At 53.0% G+C, this 22,359-nt stretch carries 21 protein-coding genes and 1 pseudogene; 11 read left to right on the top strand and 11 right to left on the bottom strand.

Annotated features, from left to right (window positions below; genetic code table 11):
- Positions 1 to 231: 231 nt before the first annotated feature.
- Positions 232 to 1,695, top strand: coding sequence for an EAL domain-containing protein (locus NI40_RS10815; protein WP_039262540.1), 1,464 nt, complete (start codon positions 232 to 234; stop codon positions 1,693 to 1,695).
- A gap of 29 nt (positions 1,696 to 1,724) precedes the next feature.
- On the opposite strand, the gene NI40_RS10820 is transcribed toward NI40_RS10815, so the two are convergent.
- From NI40_RS10820 to NI40_RS10830, 3 genes are all read right to left on the bottom strand, one after another.
- Entirely contained in the window at positions 1,725 to 1,997 is a 273-nt protein-coding gene (locus tag NI40_RS10820; RefSeq protein ID WP_033145484.1) for a DUF883 family protein, read from the bottom strand.
- Between the two features lie 119 nt (positions 1,998 to 2,116).
- Positions 2,117 to 2,785 carry an epoxyqueuosine reductase QueH gene (locus NI40_RS10825; RefSeq protein WP_045142955.1) on the bottom strand — a complete coding sequence of 223 codons (669 nt, stop codon included), beginning with the start codon at positions 2,783 to 2,785 and terminating at the stop codon, positions 2,117 to 2,119.
- Between the two features lie 124 nt (positions 2,786 to 2,909).
- Positions 2,910 to 3,386 carry a GNAT family N-acetyltransferase gene (locus NI40_RS10830; protein ID WP_039262539.1) on the bottom strand — a complete coding sequence of 159 codons (477 nt, stop codon included), beginning with the start codon at positions 3,384 to 3,386 and terminating at the stop codon, positions 2,910 to 2,912.
- A gap of 93 nt (positions 3,387 to 3,479) precedes the next feature.
- Here NI40_RS10830 and NI40_RS10835 point away from each other — a divergent pair, with 93 nt between their 5' ends.
- Positions 3,480 to 4,439, top strand: a complete 960-nt coding sequence (locus tag NI40_RS10835; protein WP_045142954.1) for a LysR family transcriptional regulator — start codon at positions 3,480 to 3,482, stop codon at positions 4,437 to 4,439.
- Here the strand turns inward: NI40_RS10835 and NI40_RS24290 are convergent.
- Positions 4,394 to 4,591: a helix-turn-helix domain-containing protein gene (locus NI40_RS24290; protein ID WP_127353284.1), complete on the bottom strand. Its 198-nt coding sequence runs from the start codon at positions 4,589 to 4,591 to the stop codon at positions 4,394 to 4,396. The two genes, NI40_RS10835 and NI40_RS24290, sit on opposite strands and share 46 nt — an antisense overlap.
- Here NI40_RS24290 and NI40_RS10840 point away from each other — a divergent pair.
- Positions 4,578 to 5,471, top strand: coding sequence for a LysR family transcriptional regulator (locus NI40_RS10840; protein ID WP_039262538.1), 894 nt, complete (start codon positions 4,578 to 4,580; stop codon positions 5,469 to 5,471). The genes NI40_RS24290 and NI40_RS10840 overlap by 14 nt on opposite strands.
- 5 nt (positions 5,472 to 5,476) lie before the next feature.
- Here NI40_RS10840 and NI40_RS10845 read toward each other — a convergent pair whose 3' ends face one another.
- Positions 5,477 to 6,067 (bottom strand): LysE family translocator, encoded by a 591-nt coding sequence (locus NI40_RS10845; RefSeq protein ID WP_039262536.1) that lies wholly within the window; start codon positions 6,065 to 6,067, stop codon positions 5,477 to 5,479.
- A 666-nt stretch (positions 6,068 to 6,733) separates the two neighbouring features.
- On the opposite strand from NI40_RS10845, the gene NI40_RS10850 reads away from it, so the two are divergent.
- Positions 6,734 to 7,582 (top strand): hypothetical protein, encoded by an 849-nt coding sequence (locus NI40_RS10850; protein WP_039262534.1) that lies wholly within the window; start codon positions 6,734 to 6,736, stop codon positions 7,580 to 7,582.
- Positions 7,583 to 7,922: 340 nt separating this feature from the next.
- On the opposite strand, the pseudogene NI40_RS24105 reads toward NI40_RS10850, so the two are convergent.
- A pseudogene (locus tag NI40_RS24105) lies at positions 7,923 to 8,964 on the bottom strand (IS3 family transposase).
- 269 nt (positions 8,965 to 9,233) lie between these two features.
- On the opposite strand from NI40_RS24105, the gene NI40_RS10865 reads away from it, so the two are divergent.
- From NI40_RS10865 to NI40_RS10875, 3 genes are all read left to right on the top strand, one after another.
- A complete protein-coding gene (locus tag NI40_RS10865) occupies positions 9,234 to 9,509 on the top strand; it encodes a metal/formaldehyde-sensitive transcriptional repressor (protein ID WP_003857256.1) in 276 nt (91 codons plus the stop codon).
- A 31-nt stretch (positions 9,510 to 9,540) separates the two neighbouring features.
- Complete coding sequence (locus NI40_RS10870) at positions 9,541 to 10,659, top strand: S-(hydroxymethyl)glutathione dehydrogenase/class III alcohol dehydrogenase (protein WP_033146534.1); 1,119 nt, start codon at positions 9,541 to 9,543, stop codon at positions 10,657 to 10,659.
- Between the two features lie 160 nt (positions 10,660 to 10,819).
- Positions 10,820 to 12,511, top strand: coding sequence for a methyl-accepting chemotaxis protein (locus NI40_RS10875; protein ID WP_039262532.1), 1,692 nt, complete (start codon positions 10,820 to 10,822; stop codon positions 12,509 to 12,511).
- A 48-nt stretch (positions 12,512 to 12,559) separates the two neighbouring features.
- On the opposite strand, the gene NI40_RS10880 is transcribed toward NI40_RS10875, so the two are convergent.
- The 4 genes from NI40_RS10880 to NI40_RS10895 all read right to left on the bottom strand — a co-directional run bounded on the left by NI40_RS10880 (position 12,560) and on the right by NI40_RS10895 (position 18,093).
- A complete protein-coding gene (locus NI40_RS10880) occupies positions 12,560 to 14,941 on the bottom strand; it encodes a glucose/quinate/shikimate family membrane-bound PQQ-dependent dehydrogenase (protein ID WP_039262531.1) in 2,382 nt (793 codons plus the stop codon).
- A gap of 708 nt (positions 14,942 to 15,649) precedes the next feature.
- On the bottom strand, positions 15,650 to 16,573 hold the full coding sequence (locus tag NI40_RS10885) for a LysR substrate-binding domain-containing protein (RefSeq protein WP_033145495.1): 924 nt from the start codon (positions 16,571 to 16,573) through the stop codon (positions 15,650 to 15,652).
- Between the two features lie 181 nt (positions 16,574 to 16,754).
- The gene (locus tag NI40_RS10890; protein ID WP_033145496.1) at positions 16,755 to 17,639 is read right to left on the bottom strand and encodes an SDR family oxidoreductase; all 885 of its coding nucleotides are present in this window, start codon (positions 17,637 to 17,639) and stop codon (positions 16,755 to 16,757) included.
- 64 nt (positions 17,640 to 17,703) lie between these two features.
- The gene (locus NI40_RS10895) at positions 17,704 to 18,093 is read right to left on the bottom strand and encodes a YdeI family stress tolerance OB fold protein (protein ID WP_039262530.1); all 390 of its coding nucleotides are present in this window, start codon (positions 18,091 to 18,093) and stop codon (positions 17,704 to 17,706) included.
- A 138-nt stretch (positions 18,094 to 18,231) separates the two neighbouring features.
- Here NI40_RS10895 and NI40_RS10900 point away from each other — a divergent pair, with 138 nt between their 5' ends.
- Genes NI40_RS10900 through NI40_RS10915 form a run of 4 tightly spaced genes read left to right on the top strand, consistent with a single transcriptional unit; the run spans position 18,232 to position 20,725 of the window.
- The gene (locus NI40_RS10900; protein ID WP_039262626.1) at positions 18,232 to 18,735 is read left to right on the top strand and encodes a hypothetical protein; all 504 of its coding nucleotides are present in this window, start codon (positions 18,232 to 18,234) and stop codon (positions 18,733 to 18,735) included.
- A gap of 9 nt (positions 18,736 to 18,744) precedes the next feature.
- Entirely contained in the window at positions 18,745 to 19,191 is a 447-nt protein-coding gene (locus NI40_RS10905; RefSeq protein WP_023311671.1) for a DUF421 domain-containing protein, read from the top strand.
- An 11-nt stretch (positions 19,192 to 19,202) separates the two neighbouring features.
- Complete coding sequence (locus tag NI40_RS10910) at positions 19,203 to 19,721, top strand: 2-oxo-tetronate isomerase (protein ID WP_039262527.1); 519 nt, start codon at positions 19,203 to 19,205, stop codon at positions 19,719 to 19,721.
- Between the two features lie 17 nt (positions 19,722 to 19,738).
- Complete coding sequence (locus tag NI40_RS10915; RefSeq protein WP_039262526.1) at positions 19,739 to 20,725, top strand: SDR family oxidoreductase; 987 nt, start codon at positions 19,739 to 19,741, stop codon at positions 20,723 to 20,725.
- Here the strand turns inward: NI40_RS10915 and NI40_RS10920 are convergent, their stop codons facing one another.
- Complete coding sequence (locus tag NI40_RS10920) at positions 20,726 to 22,351, bottom strand: alpha-amylase family protein (RefSeq protein ID WP_039262524.1); 1,626 nt, start codon at positions 22,349 to 22,351, stop codon at positions 20,726 to 20,728.
- Between the last annotated feature and the right edge of the window lie 8 nt (positions 22,352 to 22,359).

Here is a 22,359-nt window from a genome sequence, read left to right on the forward strand (position 1 = left end):
CTCTTCTTTTCGGAATTTTCATTATACCCTGAGAATAAGATATTTGCCGTTGTTATTTGCAAAGAAAAGTACATTTAAACGACGGTGATTAACGCAAAGATGTTCCTGTGAGTTCAGCGGATAACTGTTTCTTACCCTGAATCTGTACTGTAAAATTAATGTTTATAACAGGTGCGTTAAATTTTACGTATTCACAAATGGAAATGGCGCCTCAGTGCCCAGGAGCAGTTTATGACCCACACAATTTCTCTCAGAAATGAGGCGTGCGATGAACATAAATTTGTCATCTCCGCCTGCGGTTTTACGTTCCAGGGATATCGTCTGATCCTTAACCAGTACGGAATACAGGCTTCGCATATTCACTTTGACGGGGATGAGGTATCCCAACAGGATCTTGAAAATATCCTTATAAATCAGAGTGCTCATATTGTGGTGTTTCTCGGAAAAGGTATCGTCAGTCTCCTGGAGAGCCTGAAGAGACTGGCGTCCGTACTCAATGCACTTCCCGTTATTCGACGCGTCACCCTCTATGGCGACCTGCCGGATGGCTGGCTATATCGCACCCTGGGCACTCTTTTAAATAATAGCTATCAATTATCATTGATTCGACTGGCCCGCGTTTCAGATGTCATAACCTGTATTCATACACACCATCATGTTTTTAAAGATCGTTCGTACGTATTACGCGATCGCTACAAGGATAATTCTTCGCAAGAAACCGTAAAGTGGCTAACAAAAAGAGAAATTGACGTTTTATTAAATTTCTACCGCGGCATGTCCGTAAAAGAAATGTGCGACGAAATGGGGCTTTCTAATAAAACGGTTTATACCCACCGTAAGGAAGGCGTGCTGAAATTACGCTTAATTAAGCGGTGGCTAAACGATTCGCACAATTTCAGCGCGGAAAGACGTATCAAGCGGCGGAGCCAAAATACGGATTTTACGGATAAAGAATCAGAAATTTTTAATGCATTATATAAAAAAGAGATCTTCCCTGCTTATCAGATCATTACCGATCGTGACAAAAAGGGCGTAGGCTTTGAGATACTGATTCGCTGGAATAAAAACGGTAAAATTGTCAAGCCGGCCAGTTTTCTGACGGATATTTCAAATCATGAGATATGGTTGAAAATAACGGCGTTAGTCATCCATGCCGCCGTGTCAGGGATTAATAAGTATAATGGAAAATACTATTTTTCTGTAAATATTCCGCCTCGTCTGGCTTCCGGAAATGCATTGCCTGATATGGCAAAGAAAGCTATCGACATGCTGCTCAAGCCGCAGTGGGCCGAAAAGCTGGTCTTTGAATTTGCTGAAGATATTGACGTGACGAAGGACAAAAGGATCCCAGAAACCATGCGGCACTTGCGTAATACGGGGTGTCGATTGTTTCTGGATGACTGCTTCTCTAACCATCAAACCATGTTCCCGGTGCGGCAGGTGCATTTTGATGGACTCAAGCTGGATCGCGACATCGTTGAGCATTTTGTGGCAAACGACAATGACTATAACCTGATTAAAGCGATACAGATTTATAGCGACATGACCGGAACGGACTGTATTGCCGAGGGGGTTGATAGTGAAGAAAAGTTTGAAAAATTAGTCGCGCTGGGCGTCAAAAACTTTCAGGGGTATTATTTATCGCGGGCCGTGAAAGAGGAAGAGTTAGACCGCATGGTCAGAATGTTTAGCTAAGAAAAAATAAAGCCCCGAAGGGCCTTTTATTATTTTCGACCCAGCAGAAGGCCGAGAACAATACCGACCGCACCCGCTGCGACGAGGCCGGTGAGGGGGTTATTTCTGACAGCTTCAGTGACGTCGGAAACGGCATCGCTGGCCTGCGCGGCATATTTTCTGGCCGCACCTTTTACCTGATGCTTTGGTGAATCAACGAATTCACCAAACTGCTGCTGCGCTGAACCTGTAAGCTCGTCAAATTTATTTTTAGCTTTATCTTCAGCAAACTGGGTGTTTTTATCAGTACCGAAATCAGACATTTTTGCCTCCTTTTGTTGATTATTAAAGGATAGCCGCTCTTTGTGGATGTGGGAGACGTTAGGCTAAATTCGGTACACGTCAGGGCTGTTTTCGGATATATCTCTATACCGGGAGCCCGTTATTTTTCATTGTCATCCTGACCGTAATACAGTTTCCCTATGCGAATCAGCGGGCGGCCCTGAGACTTACGATGCAGGTTACTGTCCCTGAGCGAATAAACGCACCCGCAGTATTCCTGCTGGTAAAACTGCTCCCGCTTGCTGATCTCAATCATGCGAGAGGAGCCGCCCTGTTTACGCCAGTTATAGTCCCAGTAAACCATACCCGGATAGCGCGCGGCAGCACGCTGGCCGCAGTCATTTATCTGCTGCATGTTTTTCCAGCGGGAGATCCCCAGCGAGCTGCTGATGACGCGGAATCCATTTTCTGCCGCATAGAGCGCCGTACGCTCGAAACGCATATCGAAGCACATGGTGCAGCGGACGCCGCGCTCGGGTTCCCATTCCATGCCTTTTGCACGCTCAAACCAGTTATCGGTGTCGTAATCGGCATCAACAAACGGCACGCCGTGTTTTTCCGCAAAGCGAATATTCTCCTCCTTCCGAATGAGGTATTCCTTTTGTGGATGGATATTGGGGTTGTAGAAGAAAATCGTGTAGTCAATCCCCGAAGCCTGGATAGCCTCCATCACTTCACCCGAGCAGGGGGCGCAGCAGGAGTGCAACAGCAGCCTGTCGGCACCGTCTGGCAGGGAAAGTTGTGGGCGGATAAAAGGGGCTGTCGTCATGGCGTTCTGCAATATGTTTATGAAATTTATGGAAGGGTAGCATAAATTCATCATCTGTTGAGACGGGATCAAGGCAGGACAGAGCGACCCCGCGGGGCGGGATCATCTCGGGTACCACGTGTCGTTATTCGGCAAATTTCAGCAGCGCGTCGCCATCAAGACGATAGCGAACCCATTCGGACTGCGGCAGCGCGCCTATGCTCAGGTAAAAATCAATCGCGGGCTGGTTCCAGTCCAGCACGCTCCATTCAAGGCGGCCGCACTGCCGTTTTACCGCGAGCTGCGCGATATGTTTCAGCAGCGCTCTTCCCGCGCCTTTATCGCGATACTCCGGGGATACGTACAGGTCTTCCATGTAAATCCCGTTGCGTCCGAGCCAGGTCGAATAGCTGGTGAAGAACACGGCATAGCCGGCAGTCTTGCCTTCACACTCCGCGATCAACGCTTCGGTTTTTGTGCCTGCGCCAAAGAGCGTTTCGCGGATCTCCTCCGGCGTGGTGACCACTTCTTCCGGCGCTTTTTCATACACCGCCAGCTCGTAGATCATGGCGTATATCGCCGCCGCATCTTCGGGGCGGGCCTGACGAATGGTGATGCTCATTATTTTCCCTGTGTTTTAGCCTGTGTTTCGATTGATGGCGTTAAGCATACGGAGTATTGTCCGAAGAATTAAGTGCAATGAAATCAACAAAAGATGAATATTATGCATCCGGTACTGAGGCGTCTTGATTTAAACCTGCTGCCCGTTTTCGACGCGATTTACCGCCATCGTTCCGTTCGGCTGGCCGCTGACGAGCTGGCGATGAGCACATCGGCACTGAGCCATGCGCTGTCGCGTTTGCGCATCACCCTTAATGACCCGCTCTTTTTTCGCGAAGGGCATCGCATGTCCCCCAGCGTGTATGCCACTCAGCTTGCGCCTTCCATTGCTTCCGCATTGTCGTTCCTCAATCATGAGCTGACCCCGCAGCCGGAGTTTGACCTGGCCAGCAGTACCGAAATCTTACAAATTGGGATTACGGACTTTACCGCGCTGTGCATTTTCCCGGCGCTGATGCACAAACTGCAGCTTGCTGCCCCGGGTTTGCGTTTCGAATTGCGCTATCTGCCGCACAGCCCGGCGCTGACGGAACTGCTGGCGGGCGAAGTGGATCTCGCGCTGGGGTTCAGCACTCAGGATGATATCCGGCACCCGGAACTGGAAGAGATCGACTGGTTTGAAGATGAGTATGTGGTCATCGGCAACGCGCGCCGGACGCGTCTGACGCTGGAGGATTATCTCGCAGCCCGACACCTGGTGGTGACGCCATGGAATGAGAAGCAGGGTGTTCTGGACGTGCGGCTCGAACAACTCGGCTATACCCGACAAATTGCGATCAAAACGCCGTCGATGCTGAGCGCGCCGTTTATCGTTGCCGAAAGCGACCTGCTGATGGCAATCCCCCGTTTTGCCGCTGAGAAGCTGGCTGCGGCAGCGGACCTGAGGATTTTTCCTTTACCGTTTTCGATACGCACGTTTGAAGTGAAAATTTACTCGCATAAACGCAGCGGCCAGCGGGGCGCAACGCGCTGGCTTAAGGAGGAGCTGCAAACGCTGGCGCAGGCGCGTCATTCCGGGCTGTCCGGCTCCCAGGAAAGGATGTCGCCGGGTTGACACTGCAGCGCCTCGCAAAATGAGTAGGGCGTAAAGTCCAAACGATAAAAAGAGATGCGACCGGGAAGGAAAGTACGATATCGTAACTCTATGATTAAACGCGTAGTTCGCAGGAACGCCGTCGCAACAGGACGATAAATGATTGATGACATTCGTTATCTGATAGTGTTTGCAAAGATTGCTGAGGCAGGATCCATTTCAGGTGGGGCAGAAGCGTTAGGGCTTACAACTGCAACGGCAAGCGCCCATTTATCAAAGCTGGAAAAAAATCTTGGCTGCGCGTTGCTGTACAGAAACACCCGCAAACTCTCTCTGACTCACGATGGCGCCAATTTGCTGGAAACGGCCAAATCGATGCTGGCGCTGTATGAGCAGGGGGTCATTGAATTTAAGCAGCGTTCAATCTCAACGGCCAATAAGCTGACTATTTCTCTTCCTGCCGTTTTTCTGAAGAGTGCGTTTACCCGCCATCTGGCCGATTTTATAAAACGTCATCCGGGCATTTTACTGAATATCTCTTACAGCGATACGCGCAGAGATATTATTGCCGACGGTATCGATGTGGCATTTCGAATCGGCGAACTTCCGGACAGCTCTCTTAAAGCGCGCCATCTTTTTGTGCTGCCGCGCCAGGTAGTTGCGTCCCGGGAATTGCTCAGCCATTACCCGACGATTACGCATCCTGATGACCTGGCGAAACTGCCATGGATTGGACTCAATATGAGGCAGAATAACCGGGAATTCCGACATAAAAATGGGGAAGCGGCTGTCGTGACGTATACGCCCACGGTGTATGTAGATAATGTCGAAGCCGCTTATGCTCTTGCCAGACAACAAATTGGTCTTGCAGCACCTCCTCGCTATTTAAGCGAAGAGGATGTTAAGCGCGGAGAAATGCAGGAAATACTTCCTGACTGGTCATTGGAACCGCTGAAAGTCTATGCCGTATGGCCTTCTAATATGTCGACCAGCAGTATTGCCTACAAATTGATTAATGATATTTATAACGCAATTGAGTATCACACGTTATAACGGGTTTAAAACGTTAAAAAGAGCATGTAACACGCCGTAATAAATAACAACCCGCCCATCAACACGTTAAACGTACGGAGCTGCCGTGTGCTCCTGAGAAGAACCGATACCTTTTCTCCCATCAATGCCCAGGCAGAAAGCGACAGGTAACAGACAAAAAAATAGACCGTGATAAAAACGAGTGCTGTCACAGGGGTTGAGGGTTCAGAAAACATCGCAGCTCCTGAGGCGCACGCGGTCCAAGCTTTTGGGTTGATCCACTGCATGACAAAACCCTGAACAAAACCGGGTGAATCCGTTTTTGTTAATGACATATCGGAGCGTGACGACGCTATCTTATAGCCCATATACATGATAAATAAAGAACCGGCAATATTAAGATACCGGAAAAACACTGGATATTTTTCGATTGCAGCGTAAAAGCCGAAACATATAAAGATAAGTAATAGCGTAAACCCTATCGTTGCACCGGAGACAAATGAGAAGGTCTTTCTAAAACCGTGAACGGCACCAGACGATATAACCACCATATTAACGGGGCCAGGAGAAAATGAAAGCGTCAGTGAAAATATTAACATTGTAAAAAATAACAGCATTTTATCTCCGTGGGTTGGTTTATTTGCAGCACATGAACTGCGAATTTTTTTAGAAGACTATTTGGTAACGTTTGTCAAAGTAAGTGGCTTTTGTCTAAAGGTGTGTTTGATGTTTTGGTTTTGAACGCAGCCGGTGTGAACAAGGACTCGTCAATGACGGGTAGATTATGAAAACACAAATGCCAGGACATACGCTGTGGCATGGCACAAGGGCGGAGTGATTAAGGAGAGTGGTGGTTACAAATACTCGGTTAGTGGTGCAGGATATCTGTCGACTGCCTGTATGGAAACTAAATGTTGGCGATGTGGTAGGTGCCCGCATAGTCCTTGGAGGCGCTGAAGATTGTCGATGTGCGGGGATTAAAGCTGATCACCATCAAGGGCTCCAAATGTTACAAAGCCTACCCGAAATGGCTAGACAAAACGGCGATGAGGCTTGGGTATCTATCTCGAGCGAGCAGTGAAAATTGCATGTTCGCATTAAAAGAGCACAAAAAGTTAATCATCTAAGAAAAACTGACAAACCTATGCCATGCTTGGATGTTTTACACGCACTAGCATCATCCCTAAACCAGCCCAAGCGGTTTTTTATTTGCTTCACAATTCCGCCATATCAAATTAAGTGTTATCTTGTCTCCCTTTATTACATGAACTTAAGGATATTCTATGTCTTGGCAGGGGATTCCATTCAAGCTTCTTGAAGCAGGCAACGTTGATCAGCTTTTTTTAAAACTCGCATCACTACCAAAACTAACTATCGATGCACCTACTGATTATAATCAGTTGTGGTTAACTGTGGGTGCAACCTTCCTTGGCGGTATCATTCCAGCTTTAATCGCATGGAGAACATTTCATGTTAATGCTAAGAATGTAAAAAAAGAAAGGGATGAGCAACAACGGTTTTTGAAATCAGAAAGAGCAAAACAGCAATTGTTTATGATGGGTGAGCGTGCTTCTCAATTTGCTTCTTTGAAAGAAGAACGCGAAGTGCAAAAAACACTTACGCAAAAGACTATAAATGCACAAGTTATTTCTGCGAACAGACAAAAATGGATCGATGATTTCAGGCGTAATATTGCAGAGTTTTGTTCATTAGCATTTACACATTATGATGCTCGCACTGATTATCTGATACATGAAAGAAGTATGACTAAGGCTGCTGAGCGCTATGAAAAATCAGGTTATAGCGAAGCACTAAAAGAACGCAATACAGAAGCAGGGGATAAATTCACAGTATGTCTCGAGAGAAGTAGAACTTCTCGCAATGACCTAGATCGGATGAAGTTTATTATATTATTGAGTCTTAATCATGATGAAAAAGAGACGCATGAAATAAAGGATTTGATCCAATTGATTTTTAAAATAATTGGAGAGTTAAGCATTAATGATGAAACTGGCTTCCTTGATAACGTCCCTTATGTTTACAGCGGATTGTGTAGTAAAACTGAAGATCTAATGAATGTCGTGAGAGTTGTTCTTAAAAGAGAATGGGAAAAGGTCAAGTTGTGTGAATAACCCCCTACATGTAATAGAGTGATTCTTTATTGGTTAGGACTAAGTTATTCATCTGGATTCAGGTGAGGTTAAACCCGGTTCATTAATCGGGTTTAACGATTGCTTAATTCCGGATGTTTCAGCATTTTTATGGGTGTTATAGGAAATATAAAAATCTCTCGATATTTTTTATCGGTCAAACTTGGTGCTATTGCTTACGTGTTTTATGGAACGTACGCTTAATTGAGTGGTGAGAAGATACATTGACTGGTAAGGATATTATAATTTCATGGCGGTAACCTGACCAAGGATTAAATACAGCCTTCTATTAGTAATGTTGGTTTTTATCCATACCCTCATTTCACCAGTCGGCTGCAAATTCAGCTGGAGTCTGGTAATCCAGCGATGATGTGGAGGACACTCATCATAATCCAATCACTAGAAATTAATCGTTTTCCTAAAGTGAAAATATATCTTAACCAGTGCTCGTTCAGGTGCTCATTTAAAATTGTATGTGTAAATCTCAATCAATCCGTACTGAATCTCGTTTGACTGGATAAGACTCAGTTCCACCCTATACTAAAAAGCCTACTGAATTCATTGCGCAGCAGGTGAATTCCAGTCCCTGAACGGTTCTTATAGCAGCTGAATAAACTATGAAACAGCGCAATACTGTCCAGAATACGCGTAACCTATACGCCTGAAACCCCGAATGCGACGGTAATTGCCAGGCACTCATCTCTCAAATCATCCATGTTGGTCAGGCACTCGATCCTGCGACCAGTAGTCAATGGATTCATAACGAAATCCATCGACCTGATCAGATTCGGTTCGTCCGGATGCAGAAGCGGAAACCTTTTGATCGCCAGTCCTTTACGGCGTTGTCTACGTTTTACGCTCAGTCAGTTAAAGTAGTAAATGCGTTGTACCCGCTTGTGATTGATGTGAAGGCCCTCCGGACGGAGTAACCGTCAAATGCGCCGATTACCAAAACGACTGTGTTCTAGCGCCAGCCCAGAGATGCGGCCTAATAAACAGGCATCAGACACTTAGCGTCATAGCTGCGGGTCGACAGACTGACAAGTGCACACCTCTATGTCTGTAGATACGACGTTGCGACAGGCCAGTCGCATCACATATCAACACAGCTTCCCGTCTCTGGTCTGTAGTCAGTATTTACGACCAAGAGCCATCTGAATCGCCTCCTTATTCAGCATGGCTTCAGCAAGTAATTTCTTGGGCCGGGTGTTCTCCTCTTCAAGCGAATTGAGCCTCTTCACCTCAGGGACTTCCATGCAGCCAAACTTCTTGCGCCAGATGTAGAATTTGGCGTCTGAAATAACGTGCATACGTCAGAATTCCGTAGCAGAAAATTCAGCTTCGGCCTCACGGAGAATACTGATGAGCTCTTATTCGGAGAAACGCTTCTTTACAGGGAGCCCTTTACGTTGCTAATGAAGACATTACTAATATCACAGTGTACTAATCAACAGGAAGCCGGTCAAAAAGGCTATGGACCTGTCAGAACGAAAAACATGGAGTATCTGAAAAATTTTAATGTCATGCTGAGCAGACGCTAAGTGAAGTAGCTGGATGATAAATATTAAAATTTAATGTTTACATAAAATCGCATCAAAGGATACCATACCCCCCTATAGTATCAGGAGGGCGTATGCCGCATTCACCCGAAGATAAAAAACGTATTCTTACTCGCGTCCGCCGCATTCGGGGCCAGGTTGATGCCCTTGAACGCGCGCTGGAGTCGGGCGACCCCTGTCTGGCCATTTTGCAGCAAATCGCCGCCGTGCGCGGGGCTGCCAATGGCCTGATGGGCGAAATGGTTGAAATTCACCTCAAAGATGAGCTGGTGACGGGGGAAACCACGCCGGATCAGCGAGCCGTACGCATGGCGGAAGTCGGCCATTTGCTGCGCTCTTATCTAAAATAAACCCACACACCTGACAAAAAGGGAAGACATGATGAAATCTCGCGCTGCAGTTGCATTTGGTCCCGGACAGCCGCTGAAAATCGTTGAAATCGACGTGGCACCGCCGAAGAAAGGCGAAGTGCTGATCAAAATCACCCATACCGGCGTGTGCCATACCGATGCGTTTACGCTCTCCGGTGACGATCCGGAAGGCGTCTTCCCGGCGGTGCTGGGTCATGAAGGCGGCGGGATTGTGGTGGAAGTGGGCGAGGGCGTGACCAGCCTGAAGCCTGGCGATCACGTTATCCCTCTGTACACCGCGGAATGCGGCGAGTGTAAGTTCTGTAAATCCGGTAAAACCAACCTCTGCCAGGCGGTTCGCGCCACTCAGGGGAAAGGGCTGATGCCGGACGGTACCACCCGTTTCTCCTATAACGGCGAGCCTGTTTACCACTACATGGGCACCAGCACCTTCAGCGAGTACACCGTTTGCGCGGAAATTTCCCTGGCGAAGGTGAACCCGCAGGCGCCGCTGGATAAAGTCTGCCTGCTGGGCTGCGGCGTGACCACCGGAATTGGCGCGGTGCATAACACGGCAAAAGTCAAAGAGGGCGACACCGTGGCGGTGTTCGGTCTCGGCGGCATTGGTCTGGCGGTGATTCAGGGCGCGGTGCAGGCGAAGGCCGGGCGTATCATCGCGGTCGACACCAACCCGGAGAAATTCAGGCTGGCGGGTGAAATGGGCGCGACCGATTTCGTGAACCCGAAAGATCACGAAAAACCGATTCAGGACGTCATCGTTGAGATGACCGACGGCGGCGTTGACTTCAGCTTCGAATGTATCGGCAACGTGAACGTGATGCGTTCCGCACTCGAATGCTGCCACAAAGGCTGGGGCGAGAGCATCATCATTGGCGTGGCCGGCGCGGGCCAGGAGATTAAAACCCGTCCGTTCCAGCTGGTCACCGGTCGCGTATGGCGCGGTTCCGCGTTTGGCGGCGTGAAGGGCCGTACCCAGCTTCCGGGTATGGTTGAAGATGCTATGGTCGGCAAGATTCAGCTCGACCCGTTCATTACCCACCGCTTGCCGCTGGAGCAGATCAACGACGCGTTCGATCTGATGCACGAAGGAAAATCCATCCGTACTGTCATTCATTTCGGCGACAAGTAGCTCTTCTGCCAGCGGTTTTTCACCGCTGGCGTTTCTTTAATAATCTTCTCTAAAGTGTGACCAGTGCGGCGTTTTTAGCCGTAATCTAAATCTCTGCCGTGCCGATGACTATTTAACAGGCGTGTTTTTACGCATCTTACCTACAAGAGAGTCGACGGTCATGGACAACACTACTTCGATGCAGGCGCAGCGCAAGCTGAGCTTCTTGCATCACATCAGGCTGGTTCCGCTGTTTTCCTCCATTCTCGGTGGCATTATTCTTCTGTTCGCCTTGAGCTCGAGTCTGGCGGGGTATTTCCTGCTGCAGGCCGATAACGATCAGCAGGATGTCACGTCCGAAATTCAGGTGCGTATGGGGCTGTCGAACAGCTCAAACCATCTGCGTACCGCGCGTATCAATCTGATCCACGCCGGTGCGGCAAGCCGTATCGCGGAGATGGATGCGATGAAGCAGAACATCAGCGAGGCGGAAACGCGTATTAAGCAGTCCCAGGAGAGCTTTACCGCCTATATGAATCGTGCCGTGCGTACCGCTGAGGGTGCAGCGCTGGATGAGGATCTCAAGGCGCGGTACGACGCCTATATTGCGGGCATGCAGCCGATGGTGAAATTCGCCAAAAACGGCATGTTCGAAGCGATTATCAACCACGAAAACGAAACGGCGCGTCCGCTGGATGACGCTTACAACGCCGTGCTGCTGAAGGCGATTAAGATCCGTACCGAGCGTGCCAATGCGCTGACGGCCCAGGCGCACAGCCGCACGCAGCTGGGCCTGATGTTTATGGTGGGCGCGTTTGCGCTGGCGCTGGTGCTTACGGCGATGACCTTTGTCGTGCTGCGCCGCACGGTAATCAATCCTTTGCAGCGTGCAGCGAAACGTATCGAGAATATCGCCAAAGGCGACCTGACGATGCCGGACGACGTGGCCGGGCGCAGCGAAATTGGCCTCCTGACGCGCGATCTGCAAACCATGCAGCACTCGCTTGAAAACACGGTGGGCACCGTACGTCAGGGGGCGGAAGAGATCTACCGCGGCACCAGCGAGATTTCCGCCGGTAACACCGATCTCTCTTCGCGTACCGAACAGCAGGCTGCGGCCATTGAGCAAACCGCCGCAAGCATGGAACAGCTTACCGCGACGGTGAAACAGAACGCCGATAACGCCCATCATGCCAGCAAGCTGGCGGAAGATGCCTCCGGGAAAGCCAGCCGCGGCGGCCAGATGGTCTCCGGCGTGGTCAAAACCATGGGCAATATCTCCACCAGTTCGAAAAAAATCTCCGAGATCACCGCCGTCATCAACAGCATTGCGTTCCAGACCAATATCCTGGCGCTTAACGCGGCGGTAGAAGCGGCGCGGGCGGGCGAGCAGGGGCGCGGGTTTGCCGTGGTGGCAAGCGAAGTCCGAACCCTTGCAAGCCGCAGTGCGAATGCCGCAAAAGAGATCGAAAGCCTGATTAACGAATCGGTCTCGCTGATCGACCAGGGCTCCGGTGAGGTTGTGGCTGCCGGTAACACCATGAATGAAATCGTCGAAGCGGTTAAACGCGTGACCGACATCATGCTGGAGATTGCCGCCGCGTCCGATGAGCAGAGCCGCGGTATCGTGCAGGTGAGCCAGGCGATTTCTGAGATGGATAAAGTGACCCAGCAGAACGCCTCGCTGGTGGAAGAAGCCTCTGCGGCCGCCGCGTCTCTGGAAGAACAGGGCGCGCGTTTGACCGAGGCGGTCGGCGCGTTTCGTCTGAGCAGTACAAAGCCAGGCCGCGTGGTGACGTCTGCGCCAGTGGCGAAGAACGCGCCGTTGCGTCCGGCGGCGACGGTTTCCGGGGATAACTGGGAAACGTTCTGAGTCGCCACCGGGCAAAAAAAAGGGACCTTTCGGTCCCTTTTTCACATCTTATTGCTTATCGGGTAACGCGTACGCGATAACGTAATCCCCGCGATCCGGCGACTGTCGGGCGCCCCCGGCGTTGATGATGATGTACTGCTTACCGGTTTTCGGCGACACGTAGGTCATCGGGCCGGACTGGCTGCCGACCGGCAGACGGTCTTTCCAGATCTCTTTCCCGGTGGCGGTATCAAACGCGCGCAGGTAGAAATCCTGCGTGCCGGCGAAGAACAGCAGGCCGGACTGGGTAGAGAGTGATGCGCCCAGCGTCGGCATGCCGATTGGGATTGGCATGTGCATACGAATGCCCAGCGGCCCGGTATCTTCCACCGTGCCGACAGGCACCTGCCACACCAGCTTGCCGGTTTTCAGGTCAACGGCCGACATGGTGCCAAACGGCGGCTTCTGGCACGGAATGCCCAGCGGCGACAGGAAGCGTTCGCGCATCGCGCCGAACGGCGTGCCGTCCATCGGTACGATGCCCATCTCGATGCCGCTGGCGTTTTTCGCCACGTTAGCGCGCGGCACCATGTAGTTTGCCAGGCCCAGGCGCATATCGTTGACGAACATCAGGCTGTTGTTCGGGTCAACGGAGACGCTACCCCAGTTCATCCCGCCGAGTGAGCCAGGGAACTGCAGGGAACGGTCGAGACCCGGCGGGGTGAAGACGCCCTGATGACGCATCTCTTTAAACTGAATACGGCACAGCAGCAGGTCGACAGGCGTCGCCCCCCACATGTCGGATTCGGTCAGCGTCTGGTTGCCAATCATCGGCATGCCAACGGAATACGGCTGGGTCGGCGAGTAGCGTTCACCTTCAACGTTACCCGCCGGGACAGGACGTTCTTCTACCTTCGCCACCGGCTTGCCGGTTTCGCGGTTAAGCATGAAGATCATGCCCTGCTTGCTGGTCTGCACCAGCACGGGCGTGGTACCGCCCTTACCGTCGGGCAGGTCGTACAGCAGCGGCTGGGAAGGCAGGTCAAAGTCCCACAGGTCGTGGTGGGTTGTCTGGAAATGCCAGCGCACCTGACCGGTGGTCGCGTCGACGGCGACGATGGAGGAACTGTACTTATCGTCCAGCGCGGTACGTTCGCCCGCCCAGAAGTCCGGGGTGGCGTTGCCGGTTGGCAGGTAGATCAGGTTCAGCTTAGCGTCGTAAGACATTGCTGACCAGACGTTCGGCGTGCCGCGGGTGTAGGTCTGGCCTTCCGGCGGCAGGCCGGTCAGTTTTGGATTACCCGGATCCCACGCCCACGCCAGTTTACCGGTGTGAACGTCGTAGGCGCGCACCACGCCCGGCGGTTCGCCGGTGGAGTAGTTATCCGCGACGCGACCGCCGACGACGACAACATTGCCTGCGACCAGCGGCGTGGAGGTCTGCTGATAATACCCGGGCTTGATCTCGCCCATGCCGACGCTCAGATCCACGGTGCCATGGTCACCGAAGTCTTCGCAGACCTTGCCGGTATCCGCGTTGATGGCAATCAGGCGGGCGTCGGTGGTCGGCAGGAACAGGCGGCGAGGGCATGCCGCAGGCGGTGTCTCTGCCTGTGACGTTGTCACGCTGGAATGGTCTTCAAAATAGCCCAGACCGCGGCAGCGCTGCCAGTTAGGCGCCGTGGCTTTGGAATCGTAGCGCCATTTTTCTTTGCCGGAATCCACGTCCAGCGCCAGCACTTTACTGTACGGGGTACAGACGTACAGCGTGTCGCCAATCTGCAATGGCGTGTTCTGATCTTCCGCGCCGGAGCCGTTGCTCTGCGGAATATCGCCGGTGTGCGCAACCCACGCGACTTTCAGATCGCGGACGTTTTGCTTGTTAATCTGGTCCAGCGCGGCGAAACGGTCGCCGTGGGTGGTATTGCCCCAGTGCGCCCAGTTCTTTTGCTGCTCGCCGGGGGCGACGGGTTTCACCGGAACGGGCTCGTTCGCTGCCACGAGGGTCTGCGGCTTAAACATCCAGCCCAGGCTGACCAGCATCGCCACCGCGAGCACGGCCGCGACGCCAAAAGCGGGCGCCTTGTTCGCAACGCTGTGGTTTGCCGCGCGCAGGAAAGGCCAGACGATGGCGCAGAGGAAGGCCAGTACGGCAAAGGTAAACAGGCGAGAGAAGAGCGGCCAGAAATCCCAGCCCGCATCGCCTACCGCCCAGAACAGCGAGGCAATGAAGGCGATGCCGTAAAGCACGATCCCGCTGCTGCGATTGAGGAAAATCAGGATCGCGGCAATCACCATCACCACGCCCATTATCAGGAAGTATCCACTTCCGCCTACGGTGACGAGCTTAAAGCCCAGCCCGCCGACTGCCAGACCGATGAGCAACATCAGTCCGGCAAGGAGCCACTGCAGGATACGCGGTATCCCACGTGGCGCGCTGCCAAATGCCATTTCTGTCTCCTTAAGATCCCCCCGTCGCTGGGTGTGTACCAGTTGGGTAATAAATGCGGAGGGAAGAATGATTAATACGGGTGAATTCGGGGTTGTAAAATTATTTACGAACCATTTGGTGAACTCGTCGCTATGATAAAACTGTTAAATTGTTTTACGCAATTGTTAATGGATTATTCCGCATTAATTGGTTAGCGCGCAGGAAATGAGGTCGGACGGAACAGTTTGCTCGCCCTATCGGGGCTGCAGGATCCCCCTGTAATTTCTCAACATGAAGCGATGAATGTGGCTATTGAAAATTGCCTGATTTATAGCGATGTCCTGGTCCGGCTGTAAATCGCTGAGGCGTTTCCTGCAGGCCGGGGCGAGGCGCAGGGATGCGCCGAGAGGGCGGGCTTTACAGGGATGTTACCTCCGCCCGTCCCCGATAAGCCGGAAGGAATAAGCCGAGGGCACCGCGAAGCGGCGATTTACCGCCGGGAGCCCGGGTCGCCAGGGTGGTGGCGACTGAGCCATCCTGGCACGTTCACAGGCCATGTCGTTACAGAGTAGCAAGGAACATAAAGTGAACGGAATGACCACCAGAGCCGTATGTTCCCCCTCACCCCAGCCCTCTCCCTCGAGGGAGAGGGGGGCCGTCTGTGCATGCATTATTTTATGGGAAACCCTCAGCCTTTCAGAAAGGGTTAGGGTGAAGGGAGAAAAGTGTCAGACCGGCATTGATTTACGAATAGCGCTCAGCAGCGTCTGCGCGCCCGTTGAAAGCGGCGTGTCTACGCGGGTCAAAATGCCGATAGGTTCACCGGGGCCGGGGGAGGTAATCGGCAGGGCGATCAGCGTTCCCTGACGTAAATCATCTTTCACCGCACCGGAGGGGACGAACCAGACGTAGTCATAATCCAGCGTAAGCTGGCGTGAAAGCGAGGCCGATAGCGTTTCGATACACCCTGAGGGCAGCGTACACCCCTGCATTTGCAGCAAGGTTTCGGCGGTCTGGCGGGGAACGGTCCCTTTTGGGCAGACCACTACCGGCCACTCCATCACGCGGCTTAACGTTACCGTGTCCTGCAGCAGGGGGTGATCGGGACGAACCACCAGCTTCAGAGACTCCAGGAACAGCAGTTCATAGTTGAGGCCGCCCATCAGCTCAGGGTCGGACATGCGCCCGATTCCGAGATCCAGTTCGCCGGATTTCAGCCCCGCGAGCAGCATGGTGTTATTCATGGTGGCGACCTGAATCGTGGTATGCCGCTGCTGCTTGTGGAACTGGCCGATAACGGGCGGAAGAATGCCCAGCGCCGCGGTAGGCAGAGCGCCCACGCGCACCACCTCACTGGATTGCTCTTCTTTTCGGTGCAGGGACTGGCCAGCGGTATTGAGCGCATCCAGCACTTTAACGGCGTGCGTGAGGAACTGTTCGCCCACGATGGTAAGCTGCGCCCCCAGCCGGCCGCGGTCAAAAAGACGGGCACCGGTCAGCTGTTCCAGCTCGTTGAGGGTTTTTGAGAGCGCAGGCTGGCTCAGGTTGAGAGTTTCAGCCGCACGCCCCAGCGTTCCCTGTTGAGCGACGGCCACAAATGTATGCAAATGGCGCAAGCGTATGCGCTGACTGAACAGACCATTTTTTTCCATAGGCGATGTTAAAAACAGAGCGATGCGGGTGACAAGTTAAGTTGTTTAATTTTGATAACCTGATAGCAAAATATTTTTAACATTTGATCTGTTTGAGTTACAACATGTTTTTTGGCGGGGGAATAAAAGCGAACATCCTTGTTCATTTATTGCTCATTGCGGAGGGGTATTGTCTACCGGTTTAGATCACGCCGTCACCGCCATCGGAGCACCACACCTGGCCGGACGTAAATGAACATTCATCCGAGGCCAGCGTGACGTACAGCGGGGCAATCTCAACGGGCTGGCCCGGACGTCCCAGCGGGGTGTCGCCACCGAACTCCTTCACTTTTTCCATCGGCTGCCCGCCGCTGGACTGCAGCACCGTCCAGTAAGGGCCTGGAGCGACCGCGTTGACGCGAATGCCTTTCGGACCCAGCTGTTTGGCTAAGGACTTGGTGAATACCGCCAGACAGGCTTTCGTCTGGGCATAGTCCAGCAACACGGGGCTGGGCTTCACCGCCTGAACGGAGGAGGTATTAATGATAACGGACGACGCTTTCAGGTGGCGCAGCGCCGCCTTGGTGATCCAGAACGGAGCGTAAACGTTGGTTTTAAACGTTGCGTCAAAATCTTCCGTGGTCAGTTCCTCAAGCGATTCACGGAACTGCTGACGGCCGGCGTTGTTGACCAGAATGTCCAGCCCGCCCAGTTTCGACACGGCTTCTTCGACCAGATTCTGACAGAAGGTTTCGTCCCGGACGTCACCCGGCAACGCGATGGCCTTGCGGCCTTCCGCTTCGATCAGCTCGATGACCTCAGCGGCGTCTTTTTCCTCTTCGGGCAGGTAGTTAATGGCAACGTCAGCGCCTTCACGCGCATAGGCGATAGCGACCGCGCGACCAATGCCGGAGTCTCCGCCGGTAATTAGCGCTTTTTTGCCGGCAAGGCGGCCATGTCCTTTATAGCTTTGTTCCCCGTGGTCGGGTACAGGCTGCATTTCGGATGCCAGTCCCGGCGGCGTTTGCGGCTGTTCCGGGAACGGGGGCTGCGGGTAAGCGTTCGTACGTTGTTTAGTATCACTCATAGCTGACTCCTTAAGCCAAGGGGTGAGATTTGATGGATAACTGCAGCGTTAACGCTTCGCTGAATTATTTCTGCAAACGATCAACACGGACGACGGCAGGAGAGGATTTTTTATCAAGCGAACCGTTGATACTGATCATCTGGTCGGGTTTTACCGTTCTGCCGTCGAAGACTGCCTGGGGAATAATAACGTCGATTTTTCCGGTTTTATCCTGAAATACAAACTTATCGCCGCTACCGTCAATAAGATTACCGCGTAAGGAAATTGTCGCACCATCGTGCAATTCCTTTGCCTGCCTGATGGTCATAATACGCGCGTCGTCGGTTCCGCGATATCCGCTATCAAGCGCGTGGGGAGGCGGTGGCGCTTCGCCTTTTTGTAAACCCCCGTTATTATCTGCCCATGCGGCCGGAACCAGAAATATCAATAAAGCGGAAATAAGTGATAATTTCATCCGATATCCTTCATTTTGCGTGTCTTGACTTATTAAGTATTGTTGCTATTCCTTTATGTGGCAAATGTGATAAGTCCTAAAAACATTCGCGTTAGAAATCAAAATTATCGGATAATAAGCGAAACGGTGACGATGGCCATGAAGCGTGAAAATGAAAAGTTACCCGGGATAGATGAGAGTTATCGTTTGCTGACGTTTGAATACGCGTTTCGTCAGGTGGGTTTTATTGTTCTGCTGGGTATTATCGTCGCGGCGATTGCCGGTCTTTTTTCCAGCGGAATGGTCAGCGACACGGTCAAAACGAATTCCTCTAAATCATTGACCATAGACTATGAACGCTTTGGACGACGGGAGACAGAGACGCGGATGGCGCTCGCGTTTCCGGTGCAGAGCGAGGGGAAGTATGTCCTCAGCATGACCAGCGAGAGCAGCGATGCGTATGAGCACGGCAGCGTCTGGCCGCAGCCCGACGCTATGTTCAGCCGCGGGAAGACTCTCTATTTTGTCTATAACAACCTGAAAAAAACAGACAGCTTCTCCGTGTTACTCTTCACGACACCTTCCAGAGCCGGTAAATGGAACACCGTCATCCGCGTCAACAGCGAGCCGGAAATTAACATCTGGCAATTTATTTACCCCTAGGAGGCTGATATGGATATGGTCTTTCGCGCGCTGGCTATTTATCTGTTCCTCGTGGTGGTATTTAAAGTGGCCGGGCGTCGCGCGCTGCTGCAGATGACCAGCTTCGATCTCATTCTGCTCCTTATAATTAGTGAAGCCACGCAGCAGGCGCTTCTCGGACAGGATTTTTCCGTTACCGGTGCGATGATTACCATTACCACGCTGGTGGTGGTCGATATTATATTCGGGTTGATGAAGAAATATTTCTCGCCGGTGGAGAATATTCTGGATGGCACTCCTGTTATTCTTGTTGAGAACGGCGTGCCGTTAGCCGATAAACTGAAAAAAGTTGACGTGTCCTGTGATGATATTCTGGTGTCAGCGCGTCAAAATAATGGCATTACGGAAATAAGCGACATTAAATATGCCATACTTGAGCGCAATGGGCATATTTCAATCATTCCTTTCGAGAAATAAGAGGCGGCAAGATGAGCAATCTTTTTCACGACAGCAATAATACCGTGGGTGAACTGACGAAAAAGGTGGCGAGCAAATTAACCGATCTCGGGCTTCGCTTAACCACCGCGGAATCCTGCACGGGCGGAAAACTCTCGGTGGCGCTTTGCGCAGAGGAAAACACCGCCGAATTTTATGATGTTGGGCTGGTCGTGTTCAGCGATGAAGCTAAAGCGCGGATCCTCGGCGTGCGTCCCGAGACGCTTGAGCGGTTTACGGCCGTGAGCGAGCAGACGGTAACCGAAATGGCCGCCAGTATCCGCGACATCGCCAAGGCGGATATTAGCATCGCCATCAGCGGCTATGCGGGCCCGGAAGGGGGCGACGACGGCACGGCGGCGGGGACGGTCTGCTTCGCGTGGAACATACGCGGCGAGACGAAGACCCGCACCGTGCTTTTCTCCGGTGACTGTCAGGATGTGGTCGAAAAAGCGGTGCATTACTCGCTGGCTGAACTGGTGACAACCTTGTCGGACGGGAATAACGGATAAACTCACGTGGAGGTTCTATGGCTGTCATAGTGATTACCGGCGGGACGGCGGGCGTGGGAAAAGCCACGGCGCTGCACTTTGCAAAGGCGGGTTACGACGTGGGGCTCATCGCCCGCGATGAGGCCAGCCTGCACTCTACCCAGGAGGAGCTACGGCGCTTTGGCGTTAATGCCCACGCCGTGCAGGCGGACGTCGTCGACAGCCAGGCGGTGGTGGATGCCGCTAACGAAATTGAGTATCGCCTCGGCGCGATTGATGTCTGGGTGAACAACGCGATGGGGGCCGTGCTGGCGCCGTTTCGTACCCTCACGCCGGACGAGTTTCGGCGCGTGACTGAGGTGACGTACCTCGGCTACGTGAACGGCACTCGCGCCGCGCTCGAACTTATGGTTCCGCGCGACAGGGGGGTGATTATCCAGGTGGGCTCCGCGCTGGCCTACCGTTCCATTCCGCTGCAGTCAGCCTACTGCGGGGCAAAAGCGGCGATCCGTGGGTTCACCGATGCGGTGCGTACCGAGCTGATGCATGAGAACAGCCGGGTTCAGCTTTCGATGGTCCAGATGCCGGGGCTCAATACCCCGCAGTTCGAATGGGCGAGGAACAAGTTCGCCTGGGCGATGCGCCCGGTGCCGCCGGTCTTTGAGCCTGAGGTGGCCGCCAGCGCCATCTTCAGGGTGGCGCAAAAGCCGGTGCGCGAGCTGTGGGTTGGCAGCAGCACCATCCAGTCAATCGTCGGGCAATTTTTCTTCCCCGGTTTTCTTGACCGGCTGATGGTTAAAAAGGCGTGGGAAGGCCAGATGACCGACGATCTCAACGCGCCGGATCGCCGGGACTACCTCGACCAGCCGGTTAACGATCTGCATAAAATCCATGGCCGTTTTACTGACGAGGCGAAAACCCGCGCGCCGTCCGTCACCTCCGGCATGCCGGGGAAAGTGGCCCTTGGCGCCCTCGCGGTGGCGGGAATAGTGCTGACGCGTCTGATAACTCGCCGGAAACCGTAGTCAGCGCAGCGCGCTACGGTGCGTCCAGAACCAGCGATAGCCGTAGCCGCCAAGGCTGAGCTGAACGGTTTTACCGCAAATCAGCGCGTCATCGTAGCGCTTGTCCTCGAGACAGGCGGTCCAGGTGGCGTTGCGGATCCCTTTGGCGGTGAACTGCACCGGCTGGTCGCTGAAGTTGACGAAGGTCAGGATGCTGCGCTCGTCGGTCTCGTAATAAAGCCCCAGCACCGCGTCATCATCGATTGTGATAATGCGAAAGGGCGCAACGGCGATTTCGGGGAACTCCGAGCGGGTAGTGGCAATATCGATGATCCGGTGCAGAAGCGAGTTGTGGTGAAGCAGCGAATCGGAGACGTTGACTTTCTGATAGCGGTAAGGGCCATGGTCGATAATCGGCGCGATAAATTTTCCCGGGTCGGCTGCAGAGAAACCACCTCCTTGCGATCCTGCCCACTGCATCGGCGTGCGGACGGCGTAGCGCTCCTCCAGATCCAGGTCGTCACCCATGCCGATCTCGTCGCCGTAGCGCATCACCGGGACACCCGGCAGGGAAAACAGCACCGCGTGGCAGAACGCCAGCCGCTTCCGATCGCCGTTGAGCATCGGGGCCAGGCGGCGGCGGATCCCGCGCTGATAGACGTTCATCTCCTCATCAGGGGCGAAGGTATCGAGGACAAACTGTTTGTCTTTCTGACTGATGCCTTCCAGATCCAGCTCGTCGTGATTACGCAGCCAGTTGGCAAAACAGCAGGAGTCAGGCGGGACGATCATCTTCTTCACCGCATTGCGCAGCGGGCGGGCGCTTTTGCGGGCCAGGCTGACGTAGAAATACTTGTTGAGCCAGAAGTTGAGCACCAGATTCAGGCGGTCGTTATTGCCGAAGTAGTCTTTATAGGGCTCAACGTCTACGTCAACTTCGCCCAGCAGGATCGCGTCCGGATTGCGCTCTTCGATAAGACGCCGCATATGTTCGAGGATCCACAGACCCTTTTTTTCATCACCGTTTCCTGCCTGGGTGGTGAGATGGGATGCGGCGTCGAGGCGAAATCCCGACACGCCCAGCTTGAGCCAGAAGAGGATGATGTTTTCAATCTCTTTAAGCACCGCGGGCGAGGTAAGGTTCAGATCCGGCTCGTGACGATAGAACATGTGCCGGTAGTATTGTCCCGCCTCGTCGTCCCAGGTCCAGATGCTCTTTTCCACGCCGGGAAACATGGGGGGCGTATCGTCCTCGTCGTTATCCGACCAGAGGTAGTAATCACGATAGGGTGACGCCGGGTTGCGGCGGGCCTGCTGGAACCAGGGATGCGCGTCCGACGTGTGCTGGATCAGCAGCTCGATAATGACCTGCATGCCCAGCTCGCGGGCCTGCTCGATAAAGGCGATGATATCGGCCAGCTTTCCGAAGCGGGGATCCACCTGGAGGTGGTCGCTGACGTCGTAGCCTTCATCGAGAAAGGGCGTGAGGTAAAACGGGGTGATCCAGATGACCGTCGCCCCCATGCGGCGTATATAGCGCAGCTTGGCCGCGATCCCGGCGATGTCCCCGCAGCCATCGCCGTTCAAATCATAAAATAGCGCGGTATCAATCTGATAAATAATGGCTCGTGTATGCCAGTCGGTCATAGCGTTCC

The organism is Enterobacter sp. E20 (assembly GCF_000801755.2).
In the GTDB taxonomy this organism is placed as follows: Bacteria; Pseudomonadota; Gammaproteobacteria; order Enterobacterales; family Enterobacteriaceae; genus Enterobacter; species Enterobacter asburiae_B.